Origin of the sequence: Variovorax sp. ZS18.2.2 (genome assembly GCF_024701975.1) — a bacterium.
Taxonomy (GTDB): Bacteria; Pseudomonadota; Gammaproteobacteria; order Burkholderiales; family Burkholderiaceae_C; genus Variovorax.
This window is the reverse complement of record NZ_JANLNM010000009.1, coordinates 18,254-32,241: the sequence shown is the minus strand read 5'-3', so window position 1 is coordinate 32,241 and position 13,988 is coordinate 18,254. Positions and strand designations below refer to the sequence as shown.

Genomic DNA, 13,988 nt, shown 5'->3' with positions numbered 1-13,988 from the left:
GACCTGTTTCAGGTGCTCCAGGTCACGTCCTTGTTGTCGGCCTGCGAGTCCTTGAGCATGTGAAGCAGGGGCGCTGCACGCTGGTGCAGTCCTACATGCTGCTTCTCGGCCTCGCTGGTGTGGCCTTCGACGGCGTAGTCGTCGTTGTTGTGGCTGTTGCCGCCCTCGCGCGCCAGTGCGGCCTCGAGCGCGGCGATCGCGCCTGGAATCTGCTCGACCGTGATGATGCCTTGCGGCGCCGGGGACTTGCCGACGATGTCGAGCAGCTGGCGCGCATGGACTTCGAGCATCACGAAATCAGGAGCGGCCCGGGACTTGAAACGATAGAGCATGGTTGTGTTCACTCACTTGTAGATGTAGTCACGGGCAAAAGGGTACACCGATTGCGCGCCGCGCAGAACGCCATGTTCCACCTTGCCGTCGGGCTTGATGGAGAGCATCTGGTGGAGTGAGATCCAGCCCTGTTCGAAACTCATGGCCGAGCCCGCGAGGTACAGGCGGTAGGCACGCAGCACGCGTTCGGCGTTCTCGCCCTGGCGGCCGCCGCTGCGCTGCAGCACCTTGAGCGCGGTGTCCAGCTGCGCCTCGAGCGCGTCGGACCACGCCCAGAGCGTGCGCGCATAGTGCGGGCGCAAGCTCTCGGTGTCGACCATCTCCAGGCCCGCGGCCGCCGTCTCGCGCAGCACATGCGTCACGTGCAGCAGCTCGCCGCCGGGGAAGATGTACTTCTCGATGAAATCGCCCATGCCCGCGCCGAGCTGGCGGTAGTTGAGCTCGCCCGAGGTGATGCCGTGGTTCATGACGAGGCCACCGGGCTTCAGGAGCGAATGGATCTTGCGAAAGTAGGTCGGCATGTTGGCCGCGCCCACATGCTCGAACATGCCGACCGAGGAGATCTTGTCGAAGGGCTGCTCAGCCGAGAGCTCCCGGTAGTCGCGCAGCTCGACACGCACACGGCCCTGCAGGCCCTTCTCTTCGATCAGGCGCTGCACATAGGCATGCTGGTTCTTCGACAGCGTGATGCCGGTCGCGTCGACGCCGTAGTGCTCGGCCGCCCACAGGAGCAGCGCGCCCCAGCCGGAGCCGATGTCGAGGTAGCGCTCGCCCGGTTGCAGCATGAGCTTCTTGCAGATGTGGTCGAGCTTGGCTTCCTGCGCCTGGGCCAACGTGAGGTCGGGCGTGCGGAAGTAGGCACATGAATAGACGCGGCGCGCATCGAGCCACAGCGCGTAGAAGTCGTCGGAGACGTCGTAGTGGAACTCGATCTGCGCCGCGTCCTTGCGCAGCGAATGCGAGCCGTGCGACTTGGCCCGGTGCTGCAGGCGGCTCCACCAGCTGGTGTCGGTTTCGGCCGGATTGCCGGGCAGCATGCCGACGGTGGCGTCGATCAGGTCGCGCATGGCGCCCTCGATCTGCACCTTGCCCTCGACATACGCCTCGCCGATGGCGCCCACCTGTCGGGCGGCCAGCTTGGCCAGCACCGTCCACTCCTTGAAAGCCAGCGTGACGCGGGCTCCCGCCTGGGCAACGCGCCGGCCATCCGGCAGCTCCAGCGCGATGGGGACAGGCAGCGAAGCCAGCTGCGACTCGATCTTGGGTATCAAGTTTTGCATGGGGCCCATGGTATTGATTTTTGCAAGTGTTTGCATCCCTACCGCGTCACTCCCGCCCTGAGGCCTGTCGAGGTCGGTTACCAAACCCGCATTGACAGCAGATTGTTTATGTCTAAACTATTCAACCATGAACAGCCTCAGTCCGCTCCCATCCGCTCCCGCCTCGGACCTCCAGCGCATCCTGTGCATCGGCGGCGGTCCGGCGGGTTTGTATTTCGCGCTGTTGATGAAGGCGCGCAACCCCGCGCTGCAGATCACGGTGGTGGAGCGCAACCGGCCGTTCGACACCTTCGGCTGGGGCGTGGTGCTGAGCGACCAGACGCTGGGCAACCTCAAGGCCGCCGATGCCGACACCGCGGCGCTGATCGGCAACGAGTTCCATCACTGGGACGACATCCAGGTTTTCTTCAAGGACCGTCAGGTGCGCTCCGGCGGCCACGGCTTCTGCGGTATCGGGCGCAAGCGCCTGCTCAACATCCTGCAGGAGCGCTGCCTCGCGCTGGGCGTGGATCTCGTGTTCGAGATCGACGCCACCGACGACCACGCGATCGCCGCGCAGTACAAGGCCGACCTCGTGATCGCGAGCGACGGCCTCAACAGCCGCATCCGCCAGCGCTATGCCGATGTGTTCAAGCCCGACGTCGACCTGCGCAACTGCCGCTTCGTGTGGCTGGGCACGCACCAGACCTTCGACGCCTTCACCTTCGCGTTCGAAGAGACCGAGCACGGCTGGTTCCAGGCACATGCCTACCAGTTCGACGACAAGACCTCGACCTTCATCGTCGAGACGCCCGAAGCGGTGTGGAGGGCCCACGGCCTCGACCAGATGGAGCAGCCCGAGGCCATCGCCTTCTGCGAGAAGCTGTTCGCCAAATACCTCGGCGGCCACTCGCTGATCAGCAACGCCACGCACCTGCGCGGCTCGGCCAACTGGATCCGCTTTCCGCGCGTGGTGTGCGAACGCTGGACACACCGCATCGACGTCGAAGGCCGCTCGGTGCCCGTGGTGCTGATGGGCGACGCGGCGCACACGGCGCACTTCTCGATCGGCTCGGGCACCAAGCTCGCGCTCGAAGACGCGATCGACTTGGCAAACGAATTCGAGCAGGGCGGCACCGTCGACCATGTGCTCGAGGGCTATGAAGCACGCCGCAGCGTCGAGGTGCTGAAGATCCAGAACGCCGCGCGCAACTCGACCGAGTGGTTCGAGAACGTGCCGCGCTACACCGGCATGGAAATCGAGCAGTTCGCCTATTCGCTGCTCACGCGCTCGCAGCGCATCAGCCACGAGAACCTGCGCGTGCGCGACACGCAATGGCTCGGCGGCTACGAACAGTGGCTCGCGGGCGGCAAAGCGATTGCGCCGATGCTCATGCCGTACAAGGTGCGCGGGCTCACGCTGAAGAACCGCATCCTGGTCTCGCCGATGGCTACCTACAGCGCAGTCGATGGCGTGCCGCAAGACTTCCTGCTGGTGCACCTGGGCGCGCGCGCACTCGGCGGCGCAGCGATGGTCTTCGTCGAGATGACGAGCCCGACGCCCGAAGGCCGCATCACGCCGGCCTGTACCGGCCTCTACAACGACACGCAACAAGCGGCCTTCAAGCGCATCGTCGACTTCGTGCACACGCAGTCGAGCGCGAAGATCGCGATGCAGCTCGGTCACAGCGGCCCGAAGGGCTCGACGCGCGTCGGCTGGGAAGGCACCGACGAACCGCTCGAAGACGGCAACTGGCCGGTGCTCGGCGCCAGCGCGCTGCCCTACGGCGAACAGAACCAGCTGCCCGCCGCCATCACGCGCGCCGAGATGGACACGCTGCGCGACCAGTTCGTCGATTCGACCCGCCGCGCCGTCGAATGCGGCTTCGACTGGATCGAGCTGCACTGCGCACACGGCTACCTGCTCTCGGCCTTCATCAGCCCGCTCACCAATCAGCGCACCGACGAATACGGTGGCGACATCGACGCACGCTGCCGCTATCCGCTCGAGGTGTTCCGCGCGATGCGCGCCGTGTGGCCCGAAGACAAGCCGATGAGCGTGCGCATCTCCGCGCACGACTGGGCACCCGGCGGCAACACCGATGCGGACGCAGTCATCGTCGCGCGCCTGTTCAAGGACGCCGGCGCCGATTTCATCGACGTCTCGTCGGGCCAGACCACCCGCGCCGCGAAGCCTGTCTACGGGCGCATGTACCAGACGCCGTTCTCCGACCGCATCCGCAACGAGGTCGGCATCTCGACCATCGCAGTGGGCGCAATCACCGAGGCGGACCAGGCCAACAGCATCATCGCGGCGGGTCGTGCCGACCTCTGCGCCATCGCGCGCCCGCACCTCGCGGACCCCGCATGGACGCTGCACGAAGCGGCCAAGCTGCAAAGCCGCGATGTCGACTGGCCCAAGCAATACCTGAGCGGCCGCGATCAGATGTACCGCGAGATCGCCAAGCAACAGCAGATCGCCGCGGCCGCGAATGCCGCGGTGGCGGCGCAGAACACCGAGGAGACACACTGACATGGACCTCGAAGCGCGCGCGCACAGCGAACACCCCGAAGCCTTGCGGCTCTGGCTGCGGTTGCTCACCTGCACTCAGCTCATCGAGAAGCAGGTGCGCAATGAATTGCGCTCCCAGTTCGCCACCACGCTGCCGCGCTTCGACCTCATGTCGCAACTCGAACGCTCACCCGAGGGGCTGAAGATGAACGAGCTCTCGCGCCGGATGATGGTGACCGGCGGCAACGTCACCGGCATCACCGACCAGCTCGTGACCGAAGGCGTGGTCGAGCGGATCAACGTCGAAGGCGACCGGCGCGCCTGGCGCGTGCGGCTCACGGCTCGCGGCCGCAAGCTCTTCAACGACATGGCGCAACAGCACGAAGACTGGATCGTCGGGGCCTTCGCGGGCCTCAGCAGCAAAGAGATCGCGCAGCTGCACAAGCTGCTCGGCAAGGTCAAGCAACACTCACACAACCAATCGATGGCGGAGACCGAATGAAGCACTACATCGGCGCAGGCAATCCCATGCGCGCGCAATTCGAGGCGAAGGCAGCCTACAAGGCCGAGCACTTCGCATGGAGCTACGAGGCCGGCGTCGGCACCGTCACGCTGAACCGGCCCGAGCGCAAGAACCCGCTCACCTTCGATTCGTACGCCGAGCTGCGTGACCTGTTCCGCGCGTTGAACTACGCGACCGATGTGAAGGCGATCGTCATCACCGGCGCGGGCGGCAACTTCTGCTCGGGCGGCGACGTGCACGAGATCATCGGACCGCTCACCGGCATGCGCATGCCCGAGCTGCTCGAATTCACGCGCATGACCGGCGACCTGGTGAAAGCCATTCGCGCCTGCCCGCAACCGATCGTGGGTGCCATCGACGGCGTGTGCGCCGGCGCCGGCGCGATGATCGCGCTGGCCTGCGACCTGCGCTACGGCTCGCCCGCCACACGCACCGCGTTCCTCTTCACTCGCGTGGGCCTGGCCGGCGCGGACATGGGCGCGTGCGCACTGCTGCCGCGCGTGATCGGCCAGGGCCGCGCATCGGAACTGCTCTTCACCGGCCGCGCGATGACGGCGCAGGAAGGCCACGCCTGGGGCTTCTTCAACGCGTTGCACGAAAGCGATGCGCTGCTCCAAGCCGCCACCAAGATGGCGCGCGAACTGGCCGAAGGTCCAAGCTTTGCGCACAGCATGACCAAGACGATGCTCGCGCAGGAATGGTCGATGACCATCGACCAGGCGATCGAAGCCGAAGCACAGGCGCAGGCCATCTGCATGCAGACCGAGGACTTCAAGCGCGCCTACGAAGCCTTCGCGGCGAAGCGCAAGCCCGTGTTCGGTGGGGACTGACGCCATGATGACGAAGATCCCCGCACCACCTTCGACGGCGCACCTCGCACTGCCGTTCTTCGATGAAGCGCATCGTGCACTCGCACGCGAACTGTTGCCCTGGTGCGCAGCGCAGGAAATCGATGAGCGCGACGACCGCGCGGCCTGCCGCGAATGGGTGCGCCGCCTCGGCGATGGTGGCTGGCTGCGCTATGCCGTGCCCGGCAGCGCGGGCGGTGCGCTGGAACGCCTCGATTCGCGCGCGCTCGTGCTGTTGCGCGAAACGCTCGGCTACCACTCGCCGCTGGCCGACTTCGCCTTTGCGATGCAGGGGCTCGGCAGCGGTGCGATCACGCTTGCTGGCACGCCCAAGCAGCAATCGCAATATCTGACTGCGGTGGGCAAGGGCGACAAGATTGCGGCCTTCGCATTGAGCGAACCCGATGCGGGCTCGGACGTGGCCGCGATGGCCATGCGTGCCGAGCCCACAGCCGGCGGCTGGCTGCTGAACGGCCAGAAAACCTGGATCAGCAACGGCGGCATCGCCGACTTCTATTGCGTGTTCGCGAAGACCGATCCGACCGGCGGCACGCGCGGCATCACCGTCTTCATCGCCGATGCGACGACGCCCGGACTCGACACCTCCGAGCACATCGACGTGATGGCGCCGCATCCGCTCGCCACGCTGCGCTTCGACAACTGCGTCGTGCCGCGGACCGCGCAGCTCGGCGAGCTCAACGGCGGCTTCAAGCTCGCGATGCGCACGCTCGACATCTTCCGCGCATCGGTTGCGGCCGCGGCGCTGGGCATGGGCCGCCGCGCATTGGCTGAAGCCATCGCACATGCGAAGGGCCGCCGCATGTTTGGCCAGACGCTCGCCGACTTCCAGCTCACGCAAGCCAAGCTCGGCGAGATGGCCGCGCTGATCGACAGCGCCGCACTGCTCACCTACCGCGCCGCATGGATGCGCGACGACGCCGAGCAACGCGGTGCGGCGGCAGTGGGCGATGTCTCCGCTGCTGCTGCGATGGCCAAGATGTGCGCCACCGAAAACGCCAGCCGCGTCATCGACATGGCACTGCAGATGCACGGCGGCCTAGGCGTGAAGGTTGGCACGAAGATTGAAAGCCTCTACCGCGACATCCGCTCGCTGCGCATCTACGAAGGCGCGACGGAAGTCCAACAACTGATCATTGGCAAATCCGTTCTGCGGGGATAAATACCGTGTCTGCCCAAGTCGACCGTTTCGTTCACGACCGCCTGCCGCCTGCCGAGCAGTTGCCGGTCTTTCGCTATGACCTGCCCGAGCTGCAGCTGCCCGAACAGCTGAACCTCGTGGAGGAGTTGCTGGACAAGGCGGATGCCAAGGGCTTCGGCGACAAGCCGATGCTGCGCTCGCCAGCCGGCACGCTCACGTACAGGCAGGCCGCCGTCGAGGTCAATCGCATCGCGCAGGTGCTGACCGAAGACCTCGGGCTCGTGCCCGGCAACCGCGTGCTGCTGCGTGGCGGCAACTCGGTGGCGATGGCGCTCGCGTGGCTCGCGGTGGTGAAGGCCGGACTGATCGCGGTGGCGACGATGCCGTTGCTGCGCGCGAAGGAACTCGGCGAGATTATCGAGAAGGCGCGCCCCGTTGCCGCGCTGTGCGACGGGCGATTGCTCGACGAGTTGGCGACTGCGCAGAAGGAGCATCCGGTGCTTGCGACGGTGATCGCCTTCAACAAGCCCGATGCGGCGGACTCGCTCTCCGCGCGCGCAGCCGGCAAGAGCGGCGTCTTCGCTGCATGCCCCACGGCGGCCGACGACATCGCATTGCTCGCGTTCACCTCGGGTACGACGGGCAAGCCGAAAGCCCCCGTCACCACGCACCGCGACGTGCTCGCGATGTGCGAGACCTGGCCGCGCCATGTGCTCAAGGCGCGCAGCGATGACATCGTGGTGGGCTCGCCGCCGCTGGCCTTCACCTTCGGTCTGGGCGGCTTGCTCGTGTTCCCGATGTGGGCTGGCGCCTCCGTGTACTTCGCGGACGCCCCGTTCACCCCCGAAGGCCTGGTGAAGCTCATCAACGAGATCGGCGCGACCATTTGCTACACCGCGCCCACGTTCTATCGCCAGATGGCGCCTTTCGTGCGGCAGCACGGCATGCCGAACCTGCGCATCAGCGTGAGCGCGGGCGAGGCCCTGCCGGATGCGACGCGCCAGCTGTGGAAGGAAGCCGCCGGCATCGAGATGCTCGACGGCATCGGCGGCACCGAGGTGTTTCACATCTACATCTCCGCAGCGGGCGGCGACGTGCGCAAGGGCGCAGTCGGCAAGGCGGTGCCGGGCTTCACCGCAAAGGTGGTGGACGACAAGGGCAACGAAGTGCCGCACGGCACCGTGGGCAAACTCGCGCTGCAGGGGCCGGTCGGCTGCCGGTATCTGGACGATCCGCGCCAGGCCGACTACGTGAAGAACGGCTGGAATTACCCCGGCGATTCGTTCGTGCAAGACGACGACGGCTACTTCTTCTACCAGGCGCGCGCCGACGACATGATCATCACGGCCGGCTACAACGTCGGCGGACCGGAAGTCGAGGACGCGCTGCTCAAGCACCCCGCGGTGGCCGAGTGCGGCGTGATCGGCAAGCCCGACGCCGACCGCGGCATGATCGTGAAGGCCTTCTGCGTGCTCAAGCCCGGCAACGAAGGCGATGCGGCACTGGTGAAGGCGCTGCAGGACCATGTGAAGGCCACCATCGCGCCCTTCAAATACCCGCGGGAGATCGAGTTCGTGGCGGCGTTGCCGCGCACGGAAACCGGCAAGCTCCAGCGATTCAAACTGCGACAACTCAACACCACATCATGATGAACAAACTCCTGCAGCCCGAAGGCTGGCTGCCCCCCAAGGGCTATGCGAACGGTGTCGCGGCACGCGGAACGATGCTGTTCATCGGTGGCCAGATCGGCTGGAATGCGCAGCAGCAGTTCGAGTCGGACGACTTCATCGAGCAGTGCGGCCTCGCGCTGCGCAACATCGCCGAAGTGCTGCGCGCGGGCGGCGCGGGCCCGGAGCACATGGTGCGCATGACCTGGTACGTGACGGACCGCGACGAATACAGCCGCCGGCTGGCCGAGCTCGGCCCCGTGTACCGCGACGCGGTGGGGCGCAACTTCCCGGCGATGACATGCGTGCAGGTGGCGGCGCTGGTCGAGCACCGTGCGAAGGTCGAGATCGAGGTCACGGCGGTCATTCCGGACTGATCGTTTTTTCGCCGTGCCTTCAGCCGACGGCATGCGCGTAGCGCTTGCGGTACTCCGCCGGCGTGATGCCGACCTGGCGCTGGAACGCGCGCCGCAACGTGTCGGCATCGGCAAATCCGCATTGGGCCGCCACCTGCTTCGGTGCGGCATCCCCGGCCTCGAGCAGGCGGCGCGCGGCGGAAACGCGAATGCCTTCCACCCAGGCTGCAGGCGTGGCCCCGACCTCTTGCGTGAACAGCCGTGCAAAGTGGCGCGGGCTCAGGCTCATGCGTCCGGCCAGGTGGGCGACGCTGTGGTCTTCCGCGGGGTTTGCGGCGATCCAGCGCTGCACTTCCTGTAGGGCCGATCGGCCGGTGGGTGCGGCTTCGCCCTTGCGGCTGAACTGCATCTGGCCGCCCGGGCGCTTGAAGAACATCACGAGCTGGGCGGCGACTTTCATGGCGATCTCGCGGCCGAGATCTTCCTCGACGAGTGCGAGCGACAGGTCGAGGCCCGCGGTCACGCCAGCGGCGGTGCGGAGACGCCCGTCGCGCACGTGGATGGCATCGGCATCGACTTGCACCGCGGGGAATGCTTGTGCGAGCTGATCGGCCACGGCCCAATGCGTCGAGACTCGCTTGCCATTGAGCAGCCCCGCCTGCGCCAGCACGAAGGCGCCGCTGCAGACCGAGCCGAAACGGCGCGCCTTGGGCGTGAGCTTGCGCAGCCATGCGGTGACGTCGAGGTTGGTCGCGGCGCTCGCGGCGTGCGGCGTACCGGCCACCAGGAGCGTGTGGATCGGTTCGTCGATGTCTTCTTCGCCGATGACGGCGTCGGGCATGAGCCGCACACCCGATGAACTGCGGATCGCTCCGGGCTGGCTCGCGATGACGCGCAGCCGGTAGGCCTCGGTGCGCGCCTGCACGTTCGCCTCGGCGAACACGTCGAGCGGGCCGGAGACGTCGAGCAACTGGACGCCGGGCATGGCGAGGATCGCGATGGTCTTCGTGGTGCGCATGGTTGTTTTCCGTGTCTCTTTCGGCGCCGCAATGGCAGGAATTGCCGCCTCACGTCCGTTGAAGACACTGTAGCCGACTCCTAAAGTTGTTCTCACACTCACAGGAGAAATCCACATGGCTTTGACGACGACGATCGAAGGGGTCCGCATCCCCGACAGCAAACTCGCAGGCGAGATCACCGAACTGGTCCGCGACACGGCGCCCTCGCTGCTGTTCCACCACTCCAGCCGGGTCTATTACTTCGGCGCGCTGGCCGGCAAGCACCGAGGCCTCACCTTCGACCCGGAGCTGCTTTACGCGGGTGCGATGTTCCACGATATGGGGCTGGTGAAGGCGCACAGCAGCGCGAACGAGCGCTTCGAGGTCGATGGGGCGAATGTGGCGCGCGATTTCCTGCGCGGCCACGGGATCTCGCAGCAGGATGTCGACCTGGTCTGGACGGCGATCGCGCTGCACACGACGCCCGGGATTCCGCAGCACATGCACCCGGTCGTGGCGCTGGTGACGGCCGGTGTCGAGATGGACGTTCTTGGACTGACCTATCCGGAGTACAGCGAGGCCGAGCGCACGCAGGTCGTGCATGCGCATCCGCGCACCGAACACTTCAAGGAAGACATCATCCAGGCCTTCTACGACGGTATCAAACACAAGCCGGAGGCCACCTTCGGCAACGTGAAGGCCGATGTGATCGCGGACAAGGAGCCGCACTTTCACCGTGGCAATTTCTGCAGCGTGATCCGCTGCTCGGCCTGGCGTGGCTGAGAAATCAGGGAAATCCCAAAAATAAAAAAGCCCTCATTGCGAGGGCTTGATTCATTCAATTCACCGACCCAAGAAAAAAGGCCCTTTGAAATTCAAAGGGCCTTTTAAATTGGTTGCGCGAGCAAGATTTGAACTTGCGACCTTTGGGTTATGAGCCCAACGAGCTACCAGGCTGCTCCATCGCGCGGCAAGATGGAATTATAACTTATTCTGCAGCGCCTTGCTCGGCATCTGCTTCTTTAATTTCAGGACGGTCGACCAGTTCGACCAGGGCCATCGGTGCGTTGTCGCCCACGCGGAAACCCATTTTCAGGATGCGCGTGTAGCCGCCCGGACGTGCCGCGAAGCGCGGGCCCAGATCGGCGAAGAGCTTGACGACGCTGTCGCGGTCGCGCAGGCGGTCGAAGGCCAGGCGCTTGTTGGCGAGCGTGGGCTTCTTGGCGAGCGTGATCATCGGCTCGATGACGCGGCGCAGTTCCTTGGCCTTGGGGACCGTGGTCTTGATGACTTCGTGCTCGATGAGCGAATTCATCATGTTCTGCAGCATCGCAAGGCGGTGCGAGCTGGTGCGGTTGAGTTTGCGAAGTCCGTGTCCGTGACGCATGGTGCTTTTCCTTTACTTTATTAAACAGGCAGCCGTATCAGGTACTGCCCGGGCACGAGCCCTCATGGGCTCAATTCAAAAAACAAAAATCAACGCTTGTCGAGACCGGCCGGCGGCCAGCTTTCAAGCTTCATACCCAAGGTCAGGCCGCGCGAAGCGAGGACTTCCTTGATTTCGTTGAGCGACTTGCGACCCAGGTTCGGGGTCTTGAGCAGCTCGTTCTCGGTGCGCTGGATCAGGTCACCGATGTAGTAGATGTTTTCGGCCTTCAGGCAGTTGGCCGAACGCACGGTGAGCTCGAGCTCGTCGACAGGGCGCAGCAGGATCGGATCGAATTGCTGTGCGCTGCGCGGTGCCGGTGCATCGAATGCAGCCAGTTCGCCGCCTTCCAGCTGTGCGAACACTGCCAGCTGCTCGACCAGGATTTTAGCCGACGCGCGAACCGCATCTTCAGCGGTGATGGCACCGTTGGTTTCGATCTCGACCAGGAGCTTGTCCAGGTCGGTACGCTGTTCGACGCGGGCGCTTTCGACCGTGTAGCTCACGCGCTTGACGGGCGAGAACGACGCGTCGAGAACGATGCGGCCAATCGACTTGGTCGGTTCGTCGGCGTAACGGCGCATCGTGCCGGGCACGTAGCCGCGACCCTTTTCGACCTTGATCTGCATGTCGAGCTTGCCGCCTTGCGACAGGTGCGCGATCACGTGGTCGGGATTGATGATCTCGACATCGTGCGGGGTCTGGATGTCCGACGCCAGGACCGGGCCTTCGCCGTCCTTGCGCAGGCTCAGCGTGACTTCGTCGCGGTTGTGGAGCTTGAACACCACGCCCTTGAGGTTCAGAAGGATGTTGACGACATCTTCCTGCACGCCGTCGATCGACGAGTACTCATGCAGAACGCCAGCGATCGTGACTTCGGTGGCCGAGTAGCCGACCATGGACGACAGCAGAACGCGACGCAGCGCGTTGCCGAGCGTGTGGCCGTAGCCACGCTCGAAAGGCTCGAGCGTGACCTTCGCCTTGTTGGCGGCAAGTTGCTCGACCTGGATGGTCTTGGGTTTCAGCAGGGTGGTTTGCATGCAGACTTCCTCTCAATACCCCCGGCTCGTTACACCGGTAAGGCTGGTGAAGCACCTGACCCGCAACAAAGCACGGGGCAGGAACGTGAACAACAAAAACTTGTTTCCCACACACGCGAGGTGTGCGGGAACAAAAAAATCAACGCGAATACAGTTCGACGATCAGCGATTCGTTGATGTCGGCTGCGAATTCGTCGCGATCGGGCACCTTCTTGAAGGTGCCTTCGGCCTTGTCGGCATTCACGTCGACCCATGCCGGAATACCGACTTGCTGGGCGAGTTGCAGCGCTTCGACAATGCGGTTCTGCTTCTTCGACTTGTCGCGCACGGCGATCACGTCGCCGGTCTTGACCAGGTACGACGGGATGTTGACCGACTGGCCGTTCACCGTGATCGCCTTGTGCGACACGAGTTGACGTGCTTCAGCGCGGGTCGAGCCGAAGCCCATGCGGTAGACGACGTTGTCCAGGCGCGATTCGAGAATGAACAGCAGGTTGGCACCGGTGTTGCCACGGCGACGATCGGCTTCTTCGAAGTAGCGGCGGAACTGCTTTTCCAGCACGCCGTACATGCGCTTGACCTTCTGCTTTTCGCGCAGTTGCAGACCGTAGTCCGAGGTGCGCTGACCCGAAGTGCGACCGTGCTGGCCGGGCTTGGAATCGAACTTGGCCTTGTCTTGAATGGAGCGGCGGGCGCTCTTCAAGAACAGGTCGGTGCCTTCACGGCGGGAAAGTTTGGCCTTGGGGCCGAGGTAACGTGCCACGATTTTTCCTTTGTGTCATCTGCCGCAGTTGCCTGCGGGAGCCATCGGCGAGACGCGGATGGCGGTGGGCTTAGTTAAAAAACAAATGCGCAGCCGCTCGAAAGCTGGCTGCGCCTTGCGGACTGACGATCAGATGCGGCGACGCTTCTGGGGACGGCAGCCGTTGTGCGGAACGGGCGTCACGTCGGCAATGGAATTGATCCGGATGCCGAGCGCAGCCAGTGCGCGCACCGACGATTCGCGACCGGGGCCCGGGCCCTTGATCTCGACGTCGAGGTTCTTGATACCTTGTTCGACAGCAGCACGGCCGGCCACTTCGGAAGCGACCTGCGCAGCGAACGGGGTCGACTTGCGCGAGCCCTTGAAGCCCTGGCCACCCGACGAAGCCCACGACAGGGCGTTGCCCTGGCGATCGGTGATCGTGATGATGGTGTTGTTGAACGAGGCATGCACGTGGGCGATACCGTCCGCAACGTTCTTGCGAACCTTCTTGCGAACGCGCTGTGCGGCGTTGTTTGCAGGTGCTTTAGCCATGCTGGTCTATCCTTATTTCTTCAGGGACTGCGCAGCCTTGCGCGGACCCTTGCGGGTGCGGGCATTGGTGCGCGTGCGCTGGCCGCGCATCGGCAGGCCGCGACGGTGACGGAAGCCGCGATAGCAGCCGATGTCCATCAAACGCTTGATGTTCATCGTCGTCTCGCGACGCAGATCGCCTTCGATCGTGAACAGAGCGATCTGATCGCGGATCTTCTCGAGATCGGCGTCGGTCAGATCCTTGATCTTCTTCGAATATTCGATGCCGCTCGCTTCGCAGATTTGACGGGCGCGGGTGCGACCGATACCGAAAATGGCGGTCAGGCCGATTTCAGCGTGCTTGTGCGGCGGGATGTTGATGCCAGCAATACGTGCCATGTGCGTCCTCTAATACTCTTCAATCAACCCTGGCGCTGCTTGTGGCGCGGGTCGGTGCAAATCACACGCACCACACCTTTACGGCGGATGACCTTGCAATTACGGCAGATGGTTTTGACCGAAGCCGAAACTCTCATTTCATTCTCCTAAAACTGTTTAACGTGGCGGTCTACCGCCCGATCTCGATACTGA

The 13,988-nt window shown here is 64.5% G+C and carries 16 protein-coding genes and 1 tRNA gene; 7 read left to right on the top strand and 10 right to left on the bottom strand.

Features of this window, described 5'->3' with window-relative positions:
• Nucleotides 1-8: 8 nt before the first annotated feature.
• Both NU688_RS27495 and NU688_RS27490 read right to left on the bottom strand, forming a co-directional pair.
• On the bottom strand, nucleotides 9-332 hold the full coding sequence (locus NU688_RS27495) for a DUF1840 domain-containing protein (protein WP_257864020.1): 324 nt from the start codon (nucleotides 330-332) through the stop codon (nucleotides 9-11).
• Nucleotides 333-344: 12 nt separating this feature from the next.
• Complete coding sequence (locus NU688_RS27490; RefSeq protein ID WP_257864019.1) at nucleotides 345-1,613, bottom strand: cyclopropane-fatty-acyl-phospholipid synthase family protein; 1,269 nt, start codon at nucleotides 1,611-1,613, stop codon at nucleotides 345-347.
• 127 nt (nucleotides 1,614-1,740) lie between these two features.
• Here NU688_RS27490 and NU688_RS27485 point away from each other — a divergent pair, with 127 nt between their 5' ends.
• The 6 genes from NU688_RS27485 to NU688_RS27460 are packed head-to-tail and all read left to right on the top strand — an operon-like array spanning nucleotide 1,741 to nucleotide 8,678.
• Nucleotides 1,741-4,125 carry a bifunctional salicylyl-CoA 5-hydroxylase/oxidoreductase gene (locus tag NU688_RS27485; RefSeq protein ID WP_257864018.1) on the top strand — a complete coding sequence of 795 codons (2,385 nt, stop codon included), beginning with the start codon at nucleotides 1,741-1,743 and terminating at the stop codon, nucleotides 4,123-4,125.
• Nucleotide 4,126: 1 nt separating this feature from the next.
• Nucleotides 4,127-4,606, top strand: a complete 480-nt coding sequence (locus tag NU688_RS27480; RefSeq protein ID WP_257864017.1) for a MarR family winged helix-turn-helix transcriptional regulator — start codon at nucleotides 4,127-4,129, stop codon at nucleotides 4,604-4,606.
• Nucleotides 4,603-5,457, top strand: a complete 855-nt coding sequence (locus tag NU688_RS27475) for an enoyl-CoA hydratase family protein (RefSeq protein WP_257864016.1) — start codon at nucleotides 4,603-4,605, stop codon at nucleotides 5,455-5,457. The genes NU688_RS27480 and NU688_RS27475 overlap by 4 nt, the downstream gene beginning before the upstream one ends.
• A 4-nt stretch (nucleotides 5,458-5,461) precedes the next feature.
• On the top strand, nucleotides 5,462-6,655 hold the full coding sequence (locus tag NU688_RS27470; RefSeq protein ID WP_257864015.1) for an acyl-CoA dehydrogenase family protein: 1,194 nt from the start codon (nucleotides 5,462-5,464) through the stop codon (nucleotides 6,653-6,655).
• 5 nt (nucleotides 6,656-6,660) lie between these two features.
• Complete coding sequence (locus NU688_RS27465) at nucleotides 6,661-8,283, top strand: AMP-binding protein (protein WP_257864014.1); 1,623 nt, start codon at nucleotides 6,661-6,663, stop codon at nucleotides 8,281-8,283.
• A complete protein-coding gene (locus tag NU688_RS27460; RefSeq protein ID WP_257864013.1) occupies nucleotides 8,280-8,678 on the top strand; it encodes a RidA family protein in 399 nt (132 codons plus the stop codon). Before NU688_RS27465 ends, NU688_RS27460 begins: the two co-directional genes overlap by 4 nt.
• A gap of 19 nt (nucleotides 8,679-8,697) precedes the next feature.
• On the opposite strand, the gene NU688_RS27455 is transcribed toward NU688_RS27460, so the two are convergent.
• Nucleotides 8,698-9,675 (bottom strand): GlxA family transcriptional regulator, encoded by a 978-nt coding sequence (locus tag NU688_RS27455; RefSeq protein WP_257864012.1) that lies wholly within the window; start codon nucleotides 9,673-9,675, stop codon nucleotides 8,698-8,700.
• Between the two features lie 115 nt (nucleotides 9,676-9,790).
• On the opposite strand from NU688_RS27455, the gene NU688_RS27450 reads away from it, so the two are divergent.
• The gene (locus NU688_RS27450) at nucleotides 9,791-10,438 is read left to right on the top strand and encodes an HD domain-containing protein (protein ID WP_374684697.1); all 648 of its coding nucleotides are present in this window, start codon (nucleotides 9,791-9,793) and stop codon (nucleotides 10,436-10,438) included.
• A 110-nt stretch (nucleotides 10,439-10,548) separates the two neighbouring features.
• Here NU688_RS27450 and NU688_RS27445 read toward each other — a convergent pair.
• From NU688_RS27445 to rpmJ, 7 genes are all read right to left on the bottom strand, one after another.
• Nucleotides 10,549-10,625: transfer RNA gene (locus NU688_RS27445), tRNA-Met, on the bottom strand.
• Nucleotides 10,626-10,643: 18 nt separating this feature from the next.
• The gene (gene rplQ, locus NU688_RS27440) at nucleotides 10,644-11,042 is read right to left on the bottom strand and encodes a 50S ribosomal protein L17 (protein WP_013544103.1); all 399 of its coding nucleotides are present in this window, start codon (nucleotides 11,040-11,042) and stop codon (nucleotides 10,644-10,646) included.
• 89 nt (nucleotides 11,043-11,131) lie between these two features.
• On the bottom strand, nucleotides 11,132-12,121 hold the full coding sequence (locus tag NU688_RS27435; protein ID WP_009124827.1) for a DNA-directed RNA polymerase subunit alpha: 990 nt from the start codon (nucleotides 12,119-12,121) through the stop codon (nucleotides 11,132-11,134).
• Between the two features lie 139 nt (nucleotides 12,122-12,260).
• The gene (rpsD, locus tag NU688_RS27430) at nucleotides 12,261-12,884 is read right to left on the bottom strand and encodes a 30S ribosomal protein S4 (RefSeq protein ID WP_009124826.1); all 624 of its coding nucleotides are present in this window, start codon (nucleotides 12,882-12,884) and stop codon (nucleotides 12,261-12,263) included.
• A 129-nt stretch (nucleotides 12,885-13,013) separates the two neighbouring features.
• Nucleotides 13,014-13,418: a 30S ribosomal protein S11 gene (rpsK, locus tag NU688_RS27425; RefSeq protein WP_009124825.1), complete on the bottom strand. Its 405-nt coding sequence runs from the start codon at nucleotides 13,416-13,418 to the stop codon at nucleotides 13,014-13,016.
• A gap of 12 nt (nucleotides 13,419-13,430) precedes the next feature.
• Complete coding sequence (gene rpsM, locus NU688_RS27420; protein ID WP_013544105.1) at nucleotides 13,431-13,796, bottom strand: 30S ribosomal protein S13; 366 nt, start codon at nucleotides 13,794-13,796, stop codon at nucleotides 13,431-13,433.
• 23 nt (nucleotides 13,797-13,819) lie between these two features.
• Nucleotides 13,820-13,933, bottom strand: coding sequence for a 50S ribosomal protein L36 (rpmJ, locus tag NU688_RS27415; RefSeq protein ID WP_013544106.1), 114 nt, complete (start codon nucleotides 13,931-13,933; stop codon nucleotides 13,820-13,822).
• Nucleotides 13,934-13,988 lie beyond the last annotated feature (55 nt).